Source organism: Cohnella baijiui, from assembly GCF_020731285.1.
Taxonomy (GTDB): domain Bacteria; phylum Bacillota; class Bacilli; order Paenibacillales; family Paenibacillaceae; genus Cohnella.
The window spans coordinates 58,188-75,009 of the sequence record NZ_JAJFOW010000009.1 but is presented as its reverse complement, the minus strand read 5'-3'; the positions used below and the strand labels follow the sequence as shown (position 1 = coordinate 75,009).

Below are 16,822 nucleotides of genomic sequence, written 5' to 3'. Positions count from 1 at the left end.
CACGGCGAACCGTCAGAGCGCGCCGGCTTCTTTGGCGAACTGCCATGCTTGCTCGTAGTCCGCTTCCTCGACGATCGCGGTCAGCAGAATATCCCGGCCGGTCACCCGGTTGTCCGGGCCGCCCGAGCTCATGCCGCTGGCGCTCACGCTGGCTGCCCCAAGGACGGCCGCGTCGGGATTGTCGAAGTCGCCCCCGAGGGTCAAGTAGCCGAGCCCCCGGAAGGTGCCGGCGATCGTATTGCCGAGCTGATCGAGCTGCTGTATGCCGGTGCCGGCGTAACCGTCGAATCGGTCGATCGCGTAGTCGACGAGTCGGAGCGATTTGATCTTTTCGAGCGCCTGCTCGGCTTGCTCAGGGGTATTGAAATAGGCCAGGATGGCTCGTTCTGCCACAAGGGATCCCTCCAACTCCGGCGGGTCGTAGGCGCCGGACATAATCCCTTGTAGTATGGATGAAGCGATGGAGAACTATGCCATTCGACTGCAAATCCCGCCGCAAGCCGCTGTAGCGACAGAAACTTTCGCTGCAGTGCGGCCCAACTCGTCAAAATCCGCCGCCCGAGCCCACGCACCCAGCCCCCGCATGAAAAAGAGGCTACCCAGTCGATGCCGGTTGCCTCTTTTGTCGCGGGTGTCCCCGGCCGCTTCAGCGGAGGGCCGATTCGATCCAGATGTCCTTGAAGTCCATCCAGCCGTGGGCGTTGTAGCCGACGCCGCGCACCGCCGGGTGGATCTGGGTGTTCAGCTTCTTGTGCAAGATGAACGTAACCAACTCTTCCTCGCGCAGCCGATCCTCGATCCCATCGAGCAAGGCCCGGCGCTCCGCGGCGTCTTCTGCCGCGAGGGCCAGATCGATGCGTTCCCCCGCCCAGCGTAGCATATCCGGCGGCAGGCCGGCTTTCAGCATATGCCCCTCCTGCTCGTAGTTTTCCACTTCGCAGACGTCCTCTCTCGCGATCAGCACGTCGAACAGGACGACGTGGGCCAAACGGTTCTTGTCGGAATGGCGAACGTCCCTTTTGGAGACGAATATGAACTCCATCGCGATCCCGTACTCGGCGAACTTCCGCGCGATCCAGCGGGCGTCGGCCTCGTACGGATGCGTCGTGTACAGGACAAGCGTCTCGCCGCGATATCCCGACTCCCGCAACAGCCGTTTCGCGGTCTCGGGGTCGTGCGTCTCCTTGATTCGCGGGGTGTCTTCGGTCGGCCGAAAGCTCCGCGCGGGGTAGGCCCGGTGCTCGCCAAGCTCCCGGATCATCTCGCGGCGATGCAAGAGCAGGCCGATCGCCCGCCGGAACGCCGGAGACTGCTGCGGCCCCGGAATGTTGAGATTCCATGCCAGCAGCATGCAGCCTTTGCTCAGCGCTTCGATCGTCGGCCATTCCTCGGGAGGCTCGGATGCCGCCGCCCCTTCTTCGACCTCCAGAGAGCTTCCGCTGAGGATCGCCGGCGCGGAGCCCTCGGGGAGAAAAGCCAGCACGATGCGGTCCAAATGGGGACGACCCTGGTAATACTCCGAATGGGCCGTCAACTCAAGCCGGTCTTCCGACCAAGCCGTCGCGCGGAAGGGGCCGGTCCCGGCGGGCAGCTGCTTGAATCGGGCTTCGTCCTCCGCGACCAGATCGGCGGGCACGACGGACATGGCGGCGGAGCACAGATACCGCAGAAAGATCCGATTCGGCCGATCGAGCAGCACCCGCACCGTGCGCGGTCCGTGACACTCGACCCGAAGGAGTCCGCGCACCATCCAGCGGTTGGCCCTGCTATTGCGCAGCCGCTCCAGCGAGAACCGCACATCCTCCGACGTGAGCTCCCGGCCGTGATGGAACTGCACGCCCCGGCGGAGGAAAAAGGTCCATACCGTCGCATCCGCATTCGACTCCCAGGCATGGGCCAACGCGGGCGAGTATTGTCCCGTCGCGGCGTCATACCGGAGCAGTTGATCGAAGATTTGCTTGACGATGTGGGCTTCGAAGGCGGAGTACACTTCCGCCGGGTCCAGCGTGGCCAGAACGGCCGTTACCGGGACCCGCAGCACGTGTACGGGCGGATGCCCCTCCGCCGACTCCGTATTATGGCCGAAGTGGCCGTTTAGCCAATGCACGAAGCGTTCCTTGACGATGCCGCCTTTGTCGTGGGAGCCGATTCCTTCGAAAGCCTGCTTGTATTCGCCCTTCTCCGCCAACTGCTGAGCGGCGCGAAGCAGCAGCGTCTCCCGATCCTCGAGGAAGGTGAGACGGGAGCGGATGCCCCGCCCTCTTCCCGCGTGCCACGCGATCAGCCCATCTTCGGCGAGCTTGCGCACGATAATCTTCGTGTTGCGGGTCGTGCAGTACCAACAAGCGCTTAACTCCTCCAGCGTTACCTCGACCCGGTTGTCGTCGCCGAGGCGGGAGCCGAAGCAATCCAGCGCCTCCAAATACCTTTCCGCCGTCGTTTGCATCAGACGCCTCCTTCCGCTGCTTGCTGCCGTTTCTGATCGGAGGGGTTGGTCGGGGAGTGGGGATGCAGCTTCGCCCGGATTCGCGAAAACGGGAAAAACGCGAACCGATTCTTACTCTTTTTCCAATCAGTTGGCTAAAGCATAATGGAATCAATCGGAGATGACAAGGAGGAAACGAACATGTTCACCCAAACCTACGAATTCGAGAAAATGTCCGAAAGCTTTCAAGCCGAGTGGGAGTCCCGCATCCGCGCGACTGCGGACCAAGCGGCTGCCGGCCGGCGCTCGGGGAGCCGCAGCGTCGCACGCCGAATCGGCGCCCTGCTGCGCGCGCTATATTAAAATACGAAGAATGAAGAGGAGAGATGCTAATGATCACCAATCCGTACGAGCTGGAAAAACTGTCGGAGACCCTCCGCGCCGAATGGGAGTGCCGCATGCGGAAGGAAGCGCAGCGGCGGGAGACGGAACGGCAAGGCAAACGGGGCATGTCGCAGCTGCTTGGCGCCATCTTGCAGCTGCTGCATTGAGTCCGGGCGCAAGCCGCCGATACGGACGCAGGCGAGACCGCCGTTAAGGCGTGCCGGCCTATTCGCCGGAGACGGGCTGATCCGTGATTCACAAATCCCCGCGCACATCCCCTGAAGACCGGCTTCACCGCCAGCTGCTCATTTCCTCGTTGCGCCACACCGCAACGCCCCTGGCATGATTCGGCCCGCTAAGCCGGAAAGCCGAAAGCAGACCGTCCGTTTCCGCCAGCTATCCCATATGCGTATCCCTAGACGGAGACCGCGATACAGCGCCTCCGTCTTTCGCGATGCCTGCCGGCTGCGCGCGCATCCATTGCTCCAGGTAACGCGCAACCCCGTCCTCGTCGTTGCCGCCCGTCCGCGCCGTCGCCAGCGCGGCGATGTCCGGATGTGCGCCCGCCACGGCGATGCGGGTTCCGGCTGTCTCGAACAGGCCGAGATCGTTCAGATTGTCGCCGAACACCGTGACCGCGTCCGCAGAGACGTTCAGGAGCGCCGCCCATTTGCGCAGCCCCTCGCGCTTGTTCGCCATCCGGTCGCTGAATTCCAGGAAGTAGTGATCCGCGATGTAGGCGTCCTTCAAGAGGTGGATGTGAACCCGGTTCCCGAACAGGTGCCGCACGTCCTCTTGGAGCGGAAGCAGCTCCTCGCGCGACCCGATATAGGTCAAAATGAGCGTGCGGAACGACGCCGGACAGATGAGACAGTCGACTTCCGCAAATCTCGGGTCCCCGGGCCGGTCGGCCACGAATTGCAGCTCCCCTAAGCGGACCAACCGTTCGTGCAGCACCCGCTCCCGATCCTCGCCGTCGAGCGCGAATAGCAGCGGCAGCAGGCCGCGCGCCCGGCCCAGCCCGATGATCTCGTCCGTCGTTGCCGGGTCCAGCCACGCCCCGTCCAGCACGCGCTCCGTCGTCGGGTCGAAGAGGACGGCTCCGTTGTATAGCACGAGCGGATACCGCCAAGGTACCGCAGCGACGACCTTGTGCGAGCTGATGTAGCTCCGAGCGGTGGCATAGCTCACGACGAGCCCCGCGTTCAGGGCCTCGGTCAGAATGCGGGCCGCATCGGCGGACAATGTGGCATCCGAGCGGAGGAGCGTGCCGTCGAGATCGGTGAGAAAGTAGGACAAGGGGAGAGCCTCCTCGAAAGGAATAGTCGCGAAGGCGGCGCTTCGGCTATCGGCTCTCGGACAGGGAGCGCGTCATATAGACCTGCTCCAACGCCAGCGCGAAGCCGGCTTGCTCCAGCGCCCGAACCGCGTCGTCGTGGGAGGCGGGCAGGTTCAGCGTACGGCGCGCGATCGTCTGCCCCGGCACGAAGACGTCCGACAGCAGCGCGCTCGCGACGGCGCCGGCGTCCTCGCGGGACGCAGCGGCGCGGCACTGGAACAGGGTGATCGAAGCGGGCTTGCCCTCTTCGTCCCGCACGGTCTTGAACAGCGCGTATCCGAGCGGGCGGCCCTGTTCGTCGTAGGCGATGGCGGCTTCGGCATTCGCGGGATGCATCCATTGGGCCTGCCATGGCGCCGTCCAATCGTAGCAAGCGAGGCCCGCGAGTTCGTGTGTGGGACCGCGCCGGACGGCAACCGGCAATGCACCTGGAGCGCCGAAGGCGTCCGCCTTTAGCTCGCCGCCATGCTGGAAGATCTTCAGTCGGTCGATCGTCCGATAGCCCATCCGCTCGTAGAGCGCGATCGCGGCTTCGTTGGCGGAGATCGCCTCGAGCGTCGCCAGTCCGATGCCTGCCGCCTCGTAGCGCCGGAGCGCTTCGGCGATCATGGCCTTGCCGACGCCTCGGCCCCTGTGGGCCGGCACGATCCCGGTGCCGCCGTTCCAGGCGAGCTTGCGTCCCTGGATCGTCCGCGCCCCGCTCAGGACGAATCCGATCGGCTCGCCGTTCAGCACGGCGGCAAAGGAGAGGTCCAGCGACAGCTGCTCGGCGGCGAACCGGCGGAGGAAGCCCTCCGGCGTCGTCGTCGCATCGACGAAATAGCCGGCAAATCCGTCATTCCACATTGCGGCCAGCCGATCCAGCGTAAATTCGTTTAACGGTCGAAATTCCATGCGTCTCGCGCCTCCTCGGACATTCGTAGCTCTCGTTCCATTCCCCGGACGGTCCATCCGCTTTCGTTTCCCTTACTTTCGCGCTTCTCCCGCCGTTCCCCTCCTGCAGGAAGAGGCCTTTATCGAATATTTAGGGATTAGCAAGAAATGAGGGGTTGATCGCTATATCGAGCCATGATATAGTCGTTACATGATATATCGAGACACGATATAGCGAGCGACGTTACAGGATCGATTCCTTCCTAAAGCGGCGCCCGCACCTGCAGCTGTAGCTATGCGGAGAGAGGTACGGTCGAGATGAAGAGGGAAACGCTGCAACGGCAATATTTGCCGATGTCGGAGACGATGTTCTATATTTTGCTGGCGCTGACGGAGGTTCGCCACGGATACGGGATCATGCAATACGTGGAGGAGCTCACCGAAGGGCGGATCCGGCTGGGTGCGGGGACGCTGTACGGCACGTTGTCCCGGATGGAGAAGGACGGGGTCATCGCGTTCGTGCGCGAGGAAGACCGACGCAAGTCGTATCAAGCGACCGAGGACGGGAGAGCGCTGCTCAAGCAGGAGATCGCGCGCCTCTCCGAGCTGCATCGGAACGCAAGGCGCGTATGGGGGGATCGGGATGAGTGAGAGGAAGCACGTCAAGAAATGGTGGTTCAGCTGGGACTCGGAAAAAATCGAGCGGTGGCTCGAGGAGATGGAAGCCGACGGCTGGCAGCTGACGGCCGTCACGGGCAACGCGATCCGCTTCGACTTCGAGCGCGGAGAGCCAAGGCGGATGCGGTACTGCGTAGACTATCAGACGCCCGGCAATCGAGACTATATCCTGCTCTGCCAAGACGCGGGGTGGGAGCTGCTATACGATCAGAAGGGATGGTACGTGTGGCGGATGCCGTACACCGATGCACGCCCCGACCTCTATACCGATCTCGACACGCTCCTCGACCGCAACAAGCGGCTCGTCGCCGTGTTGGCGACCCTCCTGTGCGCGCAGGTGCCGATCCTCGTCGCCCTGCACGGTTCGTTGAATCGCTTTCCGTTCGTCTACGTGATCTATGCGGCGCTGTTCGCTTTTCTTTTCTTCGGGATTTCGCGGCTGAACGCCGCGAACAAACGGCTGCGGGAGCAGCGGGGCGGCTTGCCGCGGAATTAACGCTGAAAAGGGCCGATTCGGCCCTTTTTTTCGTTGCTATCCCCGCCGTCGCTTCCAGCTGTTCATTTCGCCTTCGCCGCAAGGAACTCATCGATTTGCTTTTGCAGCTCCTGCTGAATTTTTTTGAGGGCGGGGCCGGCCTCCGCTTCGAATTTCTTCAATGTCTCGTCCGGATCCATCACTCCGTTGAACAACGCCGTGTAGTATTGCCCATCGACTGTATTGTACTGGCTGACTTCGTTCTGCACAGGAGTGCTGTCGAATTCGAAGCCGGCCAAAATGTCGGTAGTGAACATATCGGCATCGCGAAGCACAGCATCCTTCTCCTCATTTCCCGGGTCGCCATTGACATCGGAGCGCTCGTCAACCGGATTCCATATCCAGACGTAACCGAAAGCAGGGTAACCGGAAGTATCCAGGTTTTTCATTTTCTTTTCTCCTACTGCTTCCCAGTTCTTTCCTTCGATCCCGTAAGAGAGCAGGTCGTAGTTTTCCTTCTCATTCGCCCAGTTCAGGAACATAATCGCCCGCTCCTTGTTCTTGCTCACCTTCGGAACGGCCAGGAAGTTCCACTGTTTGAAGTTAGTGAAGTTTGCGCCCTTCGCCGAATCGAAGAATGTAACCGTTTCCAGTTCGCCGCCCGGCACGTTGTTCTTAAACGTGTTCTTGAAGGAGTCGCCGATGCCGAACGCGCCGTTAGGCACGATTGCCACTTTGCCTGCCGAGATCGGCTGTTGAAAGTCTTTCGTCGTCAAAATGTCCTTGAAGATCAGTCCGTCGGTAAACCATTTGCGCGTGTTCGCCAGCCATGTCCCAATCGGCTCCCGATCCTCTAAAAGGTTATACACTTTCCCGTCGTTATTCTTGTAGTAGAGCATCAAACTGTTGCCAAGCGCGTGGGTCGGCCTGACATGCGTCTCGTAATCGTTCAGTGCATGGTGAGCAACAAGTGAATAAGTGGCGGAGCCTGCGGTCATCGGGATGATGCCCTTCTCCTGCTCCTTCACCTTGTAGGCGAAAGCGATCAAATCTTCATAGGTTTTAATCGGCGGTACGCCAAGCTTCTCGCGAATGTCTTTGCGCACCATGTAGGAATTGCCGGACATGTAGCTGACACCGAGCGGTACGGCCATAATTTTGCCGCCGTACTTGTTGTAGTCCCACATTTGTTTGGGTCGTTTCTCCAATACCGTTTGGCCGTACTTGGCCAACAGATCATCCAGCGGCTCGTAGAATCCACTTGCGATCATCTGATTGATGTGCAGCCACGGTGCGTCGAAGATAAGATCGATGTTTTCGCCGGAAGCGAGCGTCACCTGCGTCTTTTGCGCCAAGTCGGACCAGGGCACGAACACGATGTCCAGCTTGACATTGATCGTATCCTTCATTCGCTTTTCCGCTTCGGCGATAACCAAATCCATATCCGGCGGCCGATCGCCGGGAATCATAATTTTCAGCGTCACCTTTTCCAACTTGGCGTCATCGGCGGCATGGCTGTCTCCGGTCTGGCCCGACGGTCCGGGCGCTTTTCCTTCGCCTTCGTTCTTCCCCGAGCAACCTGCAATCGCGACGAGCGCGACCAAGAAAACAAGCGTGACGGACAATAATCTTTTCATGGTTCAATCCCCCTGGTTCAACCTTTTACCGATCCAAGCGTCAAGCCTTTAATGAAGAAGCGCTGAATAAACGGATAGACGAACACAATCGGGCCGATGGTGATGCAGACGATCGCCAACTGCATGCCGTAGGTCGGCACGATGACGTTATACTGCGTCTGGCTCCCGCTCACATAAGCCATGACATTCAAATTGGACATCAACTGGCGGATCATCATCTGCAGCGGCAGCATCTTGTAATTGTCGATGAACAGCAGCGATAAGTACCAGTCGTTCCAATACTGCAGCGCATAGAACAGGCTCACCGTAGCGATGGCAGGCAGCGAGATGGGCCAGATGATGCGAAAGAAAATATAGAGATCATTGGCTCCGTCCACAGTCGCGGCTTCATTCAATTCATACGGCAGCGTACGGTAGTAGGAGACGAGAATGAAGGCATAGAACGGATTAAGCAGATAGGGCAAAATGAGCGCCCAAACCGTGTCTTTCAGATGCAGCCAGTTGGCGATCAGCATGTAGAAGCCGACCAGTCCCGCGCCGAACAGCATCGTCAGGAAGGTCAGAAACGATAAAATGTTGCGGTACTTCACTTTCCGGTGACTGAGCGTGTACGCATAGGCCGCCGTCACGAGAACACCCAGCGCAGTGCCGGCGATCGTCACGATGATCGTAATGCCGTAGCTGCGAAACACCTGCTTGCCGGAAAGCAGAAATTCGTAAGCATGGAGGCTGAACTTGCCCGGAAGCAACTGGTACCCGGCCGTCTGAAGGAGCGATTCATCGGCGAACGAGTTGATAAACACAATCCAAAACGGAATGAAGCAAAACAGCGCGAACGCGCTCAGCACGGCGTACATCAGAAGAAGAAACAACCGTTCTCTCAATTCGATCACACCTTAAATGGTCTGGCGAAAAGGACGCATGGGGCCGGGCCTCTGCCCATTTCACCGCGACCTTTTAGAATAGTCTTGAATCCGCGTCCACCTTGCGCGCGATCGCATTGAAGATCAGAATCGTGACAAGACCCATGCAGGATTGGTACACGATGACGGCAGAGGACATACTGAAATTGCCCTGTTGCCGCAACGCGCGGTACGCATACGAGTCGATGACATCTGTCGTTGGAAAGAGCACGCCGTTATCTCCGATGATCGCGTAAATCATGCCGAAATCGCCGTAGAAAATACGGCCGATGCCGAGCAGCGCCAATACCATAACGATCGGCCGCATCAACGGCATCGTAATGTAAAGCATCTGCTGCATCCGGCTCGCGCCTTCGATTCGGGCGCTCTCGTAATATTCCGCGGAGATGCCCGAAATGACCGCCAAAAAAATGATGGAGTTGTATCCGGCAATCTTCCAGGCGCTGATCACGGTTAAGATGTACGGCCATACGCCGGGCGTCAAATACCAGTCCACTCCATCGGAGCCGAGGACGGCAAGCGCGCGGTTAATGAGCCCTTCCGATGTGCTGAATAGCGTCAACGCCATCATGCTGACGACAAGCCATGAAATAAAATACGGCAAAAAAATGATCGATTGCGCGATTCGCTTGAACAGCTTGTTCCGGACTTCATTCAGAAAGACGGCTAGCACGACCGCGCTGCCGAGGCCGGATACGAGAAACAGCGCATTCAGGAAAACGGTGTTCAGCGTCACGCGCAGCCAGTGTTTCCCGTTGAAGAAGAACTCGAAGTTCTTGAATCCGACCCATTCGCTCCCCCATATGCCATCCGAAAGCCGGTAATTTTGGAAGGCTAGCAGGTGCCCAAACATGGGCATATACGCGAATACGATCAGAAACGCAATGCCCGGCAACGCCAGCAGGTACAAATACCGGTTCCGCGAAAGCTCGCGCACGAACGATCCGCCGAAACCTCTCCGTCGACCCAAAAACGTTCCTCCTTTCTTGTGCGGTTGGCTGGATTCGAACGGAGCCATCGTAGCATTCACGGTTGCGGCTGCCTAGTTCTCATTGGCCGGATTCGGTTCTCGCGCGGCCGATTCGCGGGGATTCTGCCGATTGTGATTGGCCTGGCAAGTTCTCAATCGTCCGCTGCGCCCGCTAATTCGCCTAGGTTAGCCATCTGACGCGGCCCATTCCTTCCGCCCGCCTGCTTTTCCGTCGCGGTATTGGCTCGGCGTCAGGCCAGTCGCTTTCTTAAATGCGGTGTAAAAGTGGCTTTTCGTTTGAAAACCGGACTGCTCCGCAATGTCGGTGACCTGTAAATTCGTCTGCTCCAGCAGCTCCTTGACCTTCCCGAGCCGCTCGTTCAAGATGAAATTCGATAGCGGCATGCCATATTGAACGTGAAACAAATGCCGAACGTATTTGGCCGACAAAGCGATATGATCGGCAATTTCATCCACGGACAGCATGGGGTCATGAATATGGTAGCGGACGTACTCGATCATCTCCTCGATCTGCTTTTCCTTGCGCTTGAAGCCCTTTTGGTCGCCGAGCAGCCCGATAATTCGGCTGGCCTCTTTCTTTAGCCATTCGCGGACGTCGGCAAGTGTAGCGAACTGTCTTAAGTGGCGCTCGATCCCATCAACGCTCTGGATCGACGTCATTTTACTGAACGATTTGACGATGGCGAACAGAAGCAGCTTCAGTTGGAATTGACACTCGGTGTATTTCATCGTCTGCAAGCGTGCGAACAACTCGTCCAGCATCGCCAGCACCTTCTCCTCTTTGCCGCTGCGAATCGTCTGGATCAAGCTTTCATGCACGGCGGCGTCAATCTTGGCCTGCAATTCAGCATAACGCTCAAAGTCCTGTTCGACATAGATTTTGTCATCGCCGCTGACAAACTTGAACAAAGTCAGCTCGTTTATATCGTCGTATACTTTGCGCAAATCATCATGCACGCGCCGGGCTGCGCTTTCCGCGATCGTCACGTCCAGTTTGACATACTTGGCGACTTGCCGACGCAGCTCCTGCAGCTCTTCGGTCAGCCCGGGATTGGTGGAAGAACTGGCCTCGCCAACCAGCACGACCAGATGGTCGGTGCCGAAATCAACGACCTCTATCGGCCGTTCCGGCCGGCCCAGCAGCTCTTCTGCGATATTGCCGCTCGCATACTTGAACAGTTTGCGCGAGACGAAATCATACTGCTCAGCCATTTCGTAATAGGAATCAATTTTGACAACGGCCAGCCGGAGCCATTCGTAGTTAAGCAGATGCGATTCGCGCACAATCGCTGCTCTGGCGCTGTCGGTCAGCCTGCCCTGCAGCAGCCATTGCCGCAAATACTCGGTCTTGATCAGCGGATAATGATCGCGAAGCATGACGAAGCCCTGCTCGATGACGCCGTAATCGTTCTCCCCCTTTACACCCAGCTTCCGCTGCAGTTGATCCGCAAGCCGGCGGAAGGGCCCGACAAAACGGTGCGAATTCCAATAGGCGATCAGAAGCAGTGCCGCAAGCAGCAGGAGCGAGCAGACGATGATGACCGTTTGGAACGACTCGGCCTTTTCGCGGAATTGCTTCATCTCGGTGATGGATATAATGGTCCACTCCGGCGATTCCAGCCGCGCATAGTTGACGAAGGCTTCCCCTCCCGTACGGTTCAGTTCGAATGATCCCCGCTTCAATCCCATCCGGACGTTACCGATGCTCTCCTCAAGCCGCTCATCCGATTCGCCCAAGATCAATCTGCCCTGATTATCCACGATCGATAGCGACATATCCGCCCTTCCGCCGCTCGAGATCAAATGTCGTTGCAGCTGCTTCTTGTCGAACAGGATGACAAGATAGCCGTCGCGGTTTTTCTGCACGGGAGTCGAAGGAAGCTGGAGAGCCAGATAGGAGTTGTTCCCGACCCGGTGATCGAAGAAGCGGAGGAAGGTCCCGGGGTTGCGTGAGATCCGCTCCAGCATCGGCTGATCGGTGAATTCCTCAAACGGGAGCAGTCCGACTTTGGAGTCGAGCACCTCGCGTTTGCGCATGCTGAATAAGTAAGCGGATTCAATAAACGGCTCATTATTTAAATACTTAGTTAAAGCCCGCATCGTGGCGGCATTTTGCAGCAGATTATCGGCGGATGCGTACATCCAGTTTTGAACCGCAAGGTCTTCGTACATGTTGAGGCTGTACCATTTCAACTTTTCCAGGATGAACTCGGTCCGCTCCGCCATTTCGTCGATGCGGTCCTGATTGAACGTCCCCATCTGAGTGTAAGCGAATTCAGAAAATCGGTTAGCCAGAAACAACGAAAACGGTATGATCGTAATTGCGAAAAAAATGCCGCTGATCACAAATACGCGCCAGGATGTGGATCTGAACATGGAGATCTCCCCCTTCCCCCTTCGTCTCTAGGTTCTCTTTCGACCGGTACATCCCATCATAGAGTACCCCTTTCCCGCTTGCCTAGTTCTCATTTGTCCGTCAAGTTCTGATTGGGCGCGAAAGGAACAGTCGTAGATCGGAGTAGTGAAAGCGCGAGACAAGATGATGAGGAGGATGGGGATGACGATTCCCTCGCCCGAAGCGATGAGGTTAGGGGTTCGGTCACGCGGGGGAAGCGGATAGCATGTAATCACGCCTGGGCGAACGATGCGATACCTGGGGGGGACTTTTATTGCGGAAAGCAAAACCCCCTCCGCCGTTTTGAGGAAGGGGCCAGTTCTCGACGTTGTTCGAAGCAAACAACTTGAAGTACTTCTGGCGTTAGCCACTTAGTATTTCGTCAACAGAATATCCATCCACTTTTTCCACTCGGCGCCGTCTTCCGCAAGTTCCCAAACGCCCGCCAACGTCCGTCCGTCTTCCCCGAAACGACCCCGGAAGCGTTCGGTCGACCCGATGATGGTCCATTCGCGTTCATGCAGCTGTGCCTTGTAGTTTGCGACGATCCCGTGGTTGTCGTAGGATGTCGTCACATACATGCCGTCGTCCTCGTGAAAGCCGATCATTTCGATTGCTTTCACTTCGTCCTCCCCCATGAAGCCATCCACATGGTGGATAAGGAAGTACCCCCCTGGGAGCCACTCGTAAGTATCGACTGCATTCAACACCATGTCCGCTCCATTCGGCATTCGGATCGTGCCTTCCGTTTTCCACTTGCCGATGAACGGTTGAAGACGTTCCATCGCTAATTGGGCGGTCAATCGCTTGTCATCCATTCGCCTCTCCCTTTCCATCAGGATAGATCCAGTATAACTTGCTTTCGTATATCGCATTTCTTCCCGATTGCGAGGCATGGTGTATGCTTTATTCAAGGACCCGGAAGGAACTTACGTCAATAAAAAATTTATTCTCTTACTGAACCTTTTTCCCTACGGGAGCGAATTAAGGGTTGTAACACGTTCAGGAGGGGCCCCCATGAATGATAAAGAATTACTTCCGTGGCTTGAAAAAGCGACGTTGGGCGACGAGTCGGCCTTTCAGCTTGTCTATCAGGCGACTCACCAAGACGTCTATCGGACGGTTGCTTTTCTCGTGTACAACAAACAGGACATTGAGGATATCGTGAATGAAGTTTACATGCGCATGTGGCGGTCGTTTCACAAGTACGACCCGAACCGGCCGTTCCGGTTTTGGTTGCACGGGATCACTGTCCGTCAGGTACAGGATTGGAAAAGAAAGGCCTGGCGGCGAATTCGCCTCTTTGAACGAAACCGCCAGATGACTTGCGAACAGTTCGAGTGGACGGACAAAGCTGTCCTGCGGTCCGAAATGCAGCATGAACTGTTCAGCCTTGTCCGCCAGTTGTCGTACAAACTGCGTGTGGTCGTCATCCTTCGCTATTTTCACGACTATGCGCTGGAAGAAATCGCGGACATGCTGCAGATCCCCGTTGGCACAGTGAAATCCAGGCATCATCTGGCCTTGAAAGAACTCCGGAAACGATTCGAAATGACGGGAGGAGACGCGTATGTCCATTGACAAGGAATTGCGTGAAGAGCTTCGCCAGGCGGCAGATTCGATGCACTGCCCACCCGATCTATATGGACGTGTCCGACAGTCCTATCAACACTATGTGAACGAAAAGAGAGGTAGATCTCCCATGAAAAAACACGTGCTAGCAGGCATTGCCGCAATCGCAATCCTGATTCCGTCTGCCGTATTTGCTTCTTCCTATCTGGCCCATGACATTTTCGGTTCTTCTACGACCATTGAACAGCACGGCGTTTCGCAGGAAGAGTATCAAGAGATCGAGGGGATGCTTCAGACCGCAAAAGGCAAACTCACGAAAGACGAGTTCAAGGAGTATATGGAACTGACCAAGCAGTTGGTGCAATTAAAGCTGAAGATCACCGATGAAAATGGGGTCGTACATGAGGAGAAGCTGACCAAAGAAGAGCAGCAGCAGTTTGAGCAGCTCGCCTCCAGGCTAGCCCCGTACTTCGAGAAGATAAACGGAGTTGCCAAACCGTAAGAAACGGAAGCAGGGACCCATTCGATCCGGAGTGGGTCCCTTTTTCTCGGCCATGGTCAGTTCACTGAAGTCGTTTGCGAAGGCGAAGATGAGGAATAGGAACAGCGAACTACCCGCAAGAAGGGCGCGAGCACCCTCTTGCGGGTCGTTTCATTTGCATCAAGCGACCCACCGACCCCCGCGCTTCTTCGCATAGTTAGCAAACACGTAGCGCCAAGGAATGACGAAGGGAAATATCACGACCCACAAGTTAGCAGTGACCATATCCATCGTTGCATCGTCCATCCGACCGGATGTCCAAATTGGCAGTGCAACGATGATCAGCCAGACTGTTTTCCACGCTAATTCCCATAGAAGTACAGGCAGCATCTGCAGGGGATATCTCAACCCGAGGACGCATAATGCCCAGAAGGCGAGCAGCATGCATTGCACGATCCCCTCCATCAGCTCCCACGACCCCGAACGATTGAAAAATTCAGGCCATTTCGTGATACCGAGTCCCACGACGATAAGAAGGTAACCCCCTCTCAACAAATAAAGACGTAATAACGATACTTCATTCGGTGATACCTTCTTGGATTGCTCCGTCACGTTCATCATCCCTCTCCCCTAGACATATGCCTTCTTCATCCAATCTTCGATGCGAAGAGCCTCCGATTCATGCAATTCTTCCACATCGGCCATTTTAAGCAACGAACCGTCCTTAAGCGCAATGAAGCCGTCTATTAACGTTTCGATTTCCGCAACCTCGTGGCTTGTCATGATTAAGGTCTGAAATTTCAAGTCAACGTAGGAGATCATGCCCTTCACAATAGAGTCGCGTATCATCGGATCAAGCCCGGATAAGGGTTCGTCCATCAGAATGTAGGGTACCTCTCTCGCCAACGTAAGAACGATTTGCAAGCGGCCGCGATTACCTTTCGAGAGCGACTTGATTTTCATCTGAGGATCCAAGCGCATAAGCTTCATGATTTCTTCTGCTTTCGCCGGATTAAAGTCGGCAAATTGTGAAGCCTGAAACTGCATTGCTTCTCGTACCGTGAATATCGGATAAAAGAGACTCGACTCGGAGGAATAAGAAACGACTTTGCCGGTTCTTCGATTGGCCGTCTCTCCGTTAACCGTCACACTGCCGCTTGTGGGCAGCGAAAGTCCAGACATTAGCTTTAATAAGGTTGACTTCCCGCTGCCATTTTCGCCCACAATGCCAATGATTTTACCTATGGGTATCGTCAATGAGATATCCTGAAGCGCAATCTGATTGACATATTTCTTTGTAACGTTTGTCATCCGAATCATTTCACTCATCGCCTTTCTCAGCGTTGTTCAAATAATCTGTCAGCCCCGACAGGATCTCTGCCGCGCTGTATCCCATTTCTCGCATGACGTGAACGAATTGTTCAATTTGTTCCCGTTTCAACTTGTCACGCTGTTGAACCAGACGATCCTGCCGTTCCGGAACGAACGTTCCTTGACCTCGCTTCGTTTCCAAGATCCCTTCACGCTCCAGCTCGCTGTAAGCTCTTTGAACGGTGTTGGGATTCATGTTGTATTTGATTCCCATATCGCGGATCGAAGGAAGCTTCTCGCCGGCTTTCAATTCTCCGCTTATAATTTGTCGATGTATGCGATCCGCCAATTGCAAATAGATCGGCTTTGAAGCATTGAATTCATCCATCGTTATCCCTCAACTTTGTTGTCCACGAGCCACGCGGTTAGTATGAAAAGTCCGACGATCATGATGAGGTCGTATACATACCCTCCTACGTAGGTTTGTATGGGTTTGGATAATATCGTAGGAAATGGATAAGCAATGCTTCCCCAGTTCATCACGTACCGATAAAGGGCAGAGGATTTGATCAAAGCATTTAGCGATCCGGACAGGATGGCCGCGCCGGCAACCGCTGCCCAGCTCCAACGCCCGATTTTCAACTTAAGGTATTGGTACAGAGCCCAAAGAACCATCACCCATGCGCTAAGTTCAATAGATATCCAAATCACATTAGGAAAGATAAACCATCCCACTTTCCAGGTATCCGTCCAATACGGCTCAATCAAGTTGAACTTGGGTACGATCAGCAGTCTGGAAAACCCATATAACAAGACTAATGAAATTACGACCATCAGCAAGCTGTTCGCCACTTTGCTCAACAACAATTTAACAGCCGGTTGGGGGTTGCTCAGCCATAAGTGCAAATTGCCCTCCGACTTTAACCCGACAAACACAAAAAGAGGAACGTAGATCACATGAATGGCAGCGGCAATCGCTAAGGGTACGAACATGAGCAATGAATCGTCCGCTGCCCTCTCCAAGAATAACGTCAGCATAGCAATCAATACATTCATGACGATTCCGATGAAGAACATGCTTCTTGTTAACTTGAAATCCTTAATGAACAAAGCTGACCACTGTCGCATTTCCGCTTCACCCTTTTGAGATTAATCCAAAACTCAGTGCACTAATGAAATAGTACACTAATTCACCATGGCATGTAAATAGGCATTGGAAAAAAGGCGAAGAAGGTGTCCCATCTTGCCTTTGCATGCTTTGCCCAAAGTGCCATCATGCAGCTTTACAGAAAGCCTATCCACTCGGCGTCTCAGCCCCAGCCATTCGGCTGGGACAAA

The 16,822-nt window shown here is 55.9% G+C and carries 19 protein-coding genes; 6 read left to right on the top strand and 13 right to left on the bottom strand.

Going from position 1 to position 16,822, the window contains the following annotated elements; all coding sequences use genetic code 11:
• Window positions 1-12 precede the first annotated feature (12 nt).
• Window positions 13-393, bottom strand: a complete 381-nt coding sequence (locus tag LKX83_RS11935; RefSeq protein WP_227882492.1) for a hypothetical protein — start codon at window positions 391-393, stop codon at window positions 13-15.
• A 253-nt stretch (window positions 394-646) separates the two neighbouring features.
• Window positions 647-2,446, bottom strand: a complete 1,800-nt coding sequence (locus LKX83_RS11930) for an ABC transporter substrate-binding protein (RefSeq protein WP_227882491.1) — start codon at window positions 2,444-2,446, stop codon at window positions 647-649.
• Between the two features lie 180 nt (window positions 2,447-2,626).
• Between LKX83_RS11930 and LKX83_RS11925 the strand changes: the two genes are divergently transcribed.
• On the top strand, window positions 2,627-2,788 hold the full coding sequence (locus tag LKX83_RS11925; protein WP_227882490.1) for a hypothetical protein: 162 nt from the start codon (window positions 2,627-2,629) through the stop codon (window positions 2,786-2,788).
• A 29-nt stretch (window positions 2,789-2,817) separates the two neighbouring features.
• A complete protein-coding gene (locus LKX83_RS11920) occupies window positions 2,818-2,976 on the top strand; it encodes a hypothetical protein (RefSeq protein WP_227882489.1) in 159 nt (52 codons plus the stop codon).
• Window positions 2,977-3,205: 229 nt separating this feature from the next.
• On the opposite strand, the gene LKX83_RS11915 is transcribed toward LKX83_RS11920, so the two are convergent.
• Entirely contained in the window at window positions 3,206-4,108 is a 903-nt protein-coding gene (locus tag LKX83_RS11915; protein WP_227882488.1) for an HAD hydrolase family protein, read from the bottom strand.
• Window positions 4,109-4,154: 46 nt separating this feature from the next.
• A complete protein-coding gene (locus tag LKX83_RS11910) occupies window positions 4,155-5,042 on the bottom strand; it encodes a GNAT family N-acetyltransferase (RefSeq protein ID WP_227882487.1) in 888 nt (295 codons plus the stop codon).
• 297 nt (window positions 5,043-5,339) lie between these two features.
• On the opposite strand from LKX83_RS11910, the gene LKX83_RS11905 reads away from it, so the two are divergent.
• Both LKX83_RS11905 and LKX83_RS11900 read left to right on the top strand, forming a co-directional pair.
• Window positions 5,340-5,672 (top strand): PadR family transcriptional regulator, encoded by a 333-nt coding sequence (locus tag LKX83_RS11905; protein ID WP_227882486.1) that lies wholly within the window; start codon window positions 5,340-5,342, stop codon window positions 5,670-5,672.
• Window positions 5,665-6,195, top strand: a complete 531-nt coding sequence (locus LKX83_RS11900; protein WP_227882485.1) for a DUF2812 domain-containing protein — start codon at window positions 5,665-5,667, stop codon at window positions 6,193-6,195. Before LKX83_RS11905 ends, LKX83_RS11900 begins: the two co-directional genes overlap by 8 nt.
• A 62-nt stretch (window positions 6,196-6,257) precedes the next feature.
• Here LKX83_RS11900 and LKX83_RS11895 read toward each other — a convergent pair whose 3' ends face one another.
• From LKX83_RS11895 to LKX83_RS11875, 5 genes are all read right to left on the bottom strand, one after another.
• A complete protein-coding gene (locus LKX83_RS11895; RefSeq protein ID WP_227882484.1) occupies window positions 6,258-7,811 on the bottom strand; it encodes an extracellular solute-binding protein in 1,554 nt (517 codons plus the stop codon).
• A 17-nt stretch (window positions 7,812-7,828) separates the two neighbouring features.
• Window positions 7,829-8,704, bottom strand: a complete 876-nt coding sequence (locus tag LKX83_RS11890; RefSeq protein ID WP_227882483.1) for a carbohydrate ABC transporter permease — start codon at window positions 8,702-8,704, stop codon at window positions 7,829-7,831.
• Between the two features lie 64 nt (window positions 8,705-8,768).
• On the bottom strand, window positions 8,769-9,704 hold the full coding sequence (locus LKX83_RS11885) for an ABC transporter permease (RefSeq protein ID WP_227882482.1): 936 nt from the start codon (window positions 9,702-9,704) through the stop codon (window positions 8,769-8,771).
• Between the two features lie 186 nt (window positions 9,705-9,890).
• Window positions 9,891-12,101, bottom strand: coding sequence for an AraC family transcriptional regulator (locus tag LKX83_RS11880; protein ID WP_227882481.1), 2,211 nt, complete (start codon window positions 12,099-12,101; stop codon window positions 9,891-9,893).
• 390 nt (window positions 12,102-12,491) lie between these two features.
• Window positions 12,492-12,938, bottom strand: coding sequence for a DUF1579 family protein (locus LKX83_RS11875; RefSeq protein ID WP_227882480.1), 447 nt, complete (start codon window positions 12,936-12,938; stop codon window positions 12,492-12,494).
• 199 nt (window positions 12,939-13,137) lie between these two features.
• On the opposite strand from LKX83_RS11875, the gene LKX83_RS11870 reads away from it, so the two are divergent.
• A complete protein-coding gene (locus tag LKX83_RS11870) occupies window positions 13,138-13,701 on the top strand; it encodes a sigma-70 family RNA polymerase sigma factor (protein ID WP_227882479.1) in 564 nt (187 codons plus the stop codon).
• A complete protein-coding gene (locus LKX83_RS11865) occupies window positions 13,691-14,194 on the top strand; it encodes a DUF3600 domain-containing protein (protein WP_227882478.1) in 504 nt (167 codons plus the stop codon). Before LKX83_RS11870 ends, LKX83_RS11865 begins: the two co-directional genes overlap by 11 nt.
• Window positions 14,195-14,353: 159 nt before the next feature.
• Here LKX83_RS11865 and LKX83_RS11860 read toward each other — a convergent pair whose 3' ends face one another.
• Genes LKX83_RS11860 through LKX83_RS11845 form a run of 4 tightly spaced genes read right to left on the bottom strand, consistent with a single transcriptional unit; the run spans window position 14,354 to window position 16,612 of the window.
• A complete protein-coding gene (locus tag LKX83_RS11860; protein ID WP_227882477.1) occupies window positions 14,354-14,791 on the bottom strand; it encodes a hypothetical protein in 438 nt (145 codons plus the stop codon).
• Between the two features lie 12 nt (window positions 14,792-14,803).
• Complete coding sequence (locus LKX83_RS11855; protein ID WP_227882476.1) at window positions 14,804-15,493, bottom strand: ATP-binding cassette domain-containing protein; 690 nt, start codon at window positions 15,491-15,493, stop codon at window positions 14,804-14,806.
• Between the two features lies 1 nt (window position 15,494).
• Complete coding sequence (locus LKX83_RS11850; protein WP_227882475.1) at window positions 15,495-15,872, bottom strand: GntR family transcriptional regulator; 378 nt, start codon at window positions 15,870-15,872, stop codon at window positions 15,495-15,497.
• Between the two features lie 2 nt (window positions 15,873-15,874).
• Entirely contained in the window at window positions 15,875-16,612 is a 738-nt protein-coding gene (locus LKX83_RS11845) for a hypothetical protein (protein ID WP_227882474.1), read from the bottom strand.
• Window positions 16,613-16,822: the final 210 nt, after the last annotated feature.

Bases quoted from the DNA above. Each gene is read 5' to 3' on its own strand.
- LKX83_RS11925 (WP_227882490.1), top strand. From the start codon at position 2,627: ATGTTCACCCAAACCTACGAATTCGAGAAAATGTCCGAAAGCTTTCAA.
- LKX83_RS11845 (WP_227882474.1), bottom strand. From the start codon at position 16,612: ATGCGACAGTGGTCAGCTTTGTTCATTAAGGATTTCAAGTTAACAAGA.
- LKX83_RS11865 (WP_227882478.1), top strand. From the start codon at position 13,691: ATGTCCATTGACAAGGAATTGCGTGAAGAGCTTCGCCAGGCGGCAGAT.
- LKX83_RS11905 (WP_227882486.1), top strand. From the start codon at position 5,340: ATGAAGAGGGAAACGCTGCAACGGCAATATTTGCCGATGTCGGAGACG.
- LKX83_RS11860 (WP_227882477.1), bottom strand. From the start codon at position 14,791: ATGAACGTGACGGAGCAATCCAAGAAGGTATCACCGAATGAAGTATCG.
- LKX83_RS11850 (WP_227882475.1), bottom strand. From the start codon at position 15,872: ATGGATGAATTCAATGCTTCAAAGCCGATCTATTTGCAATTGGCGGAT.
- LKX83_RS11900 (WP_227882485.1), top strand. From the start codon at position 5,665: ATGAGTGAGAGGAAGCACGTCAAGAAATGGTGGTTCAGCTGGGACTCG.
- LKX83_RS11855 (WP_227882476.1), bottom strand. From the start codon at position 15,493: ATGATTCGGATGACAAACGTTACAAAGAAATATGTCAATCAGATTGCG.
- LKX83_RS11880 (WP_227882481.1), bottom strand. From the start codon at position 12,101: ATGTTCAGATCCACATCCTGGCGCGTATTTGTGATCAGCGGCATTTTT.
- LKX83_RS11910 (WP_227882487.1), bottom strand. From the start codon at position 5,042: ATGGAATTTCGACCGTTAAACGAATTTACGCTGGATCGGCTGGCCGCA.
- LKX83_RS11930 (WP_227882491.1), bottom strand. From the start codon at position 2,446: ATGCAAACGACGGCGGAAAGGTATTTGGAGGCGCTGGATTGCTTCGGC.
- LKX83_RS11870 (WP_227882479.1), top strand. From the start codon at position 13,138: ATGAATGATAAAGAATTACTTCCGTGGCTTGAAAAAGCGACGTTGGGC.
- LKX83_RS11895 (WP_227882484.1), bottom strand. From the start codon at position 7,811: ATGAAAAGATTATTGTCCGTCACGCTTGTTTTCTTGGTCGCGCTCGTC.
- LKX83_RS11875 (WP_227882480.1), bottom strand. From the start codon at position 12,938: ATGGATGACAAGCGATTGACCGCCCAATTAGCGATGGAACGTCTTCAA.
- LKX83_RS11920 (WP_227882489.1), top strand. From the start codon at position 2,818: ATGATCACCAATCCGTACGAGCTGGAAAAACTGTCGGAGACCCTCCGC.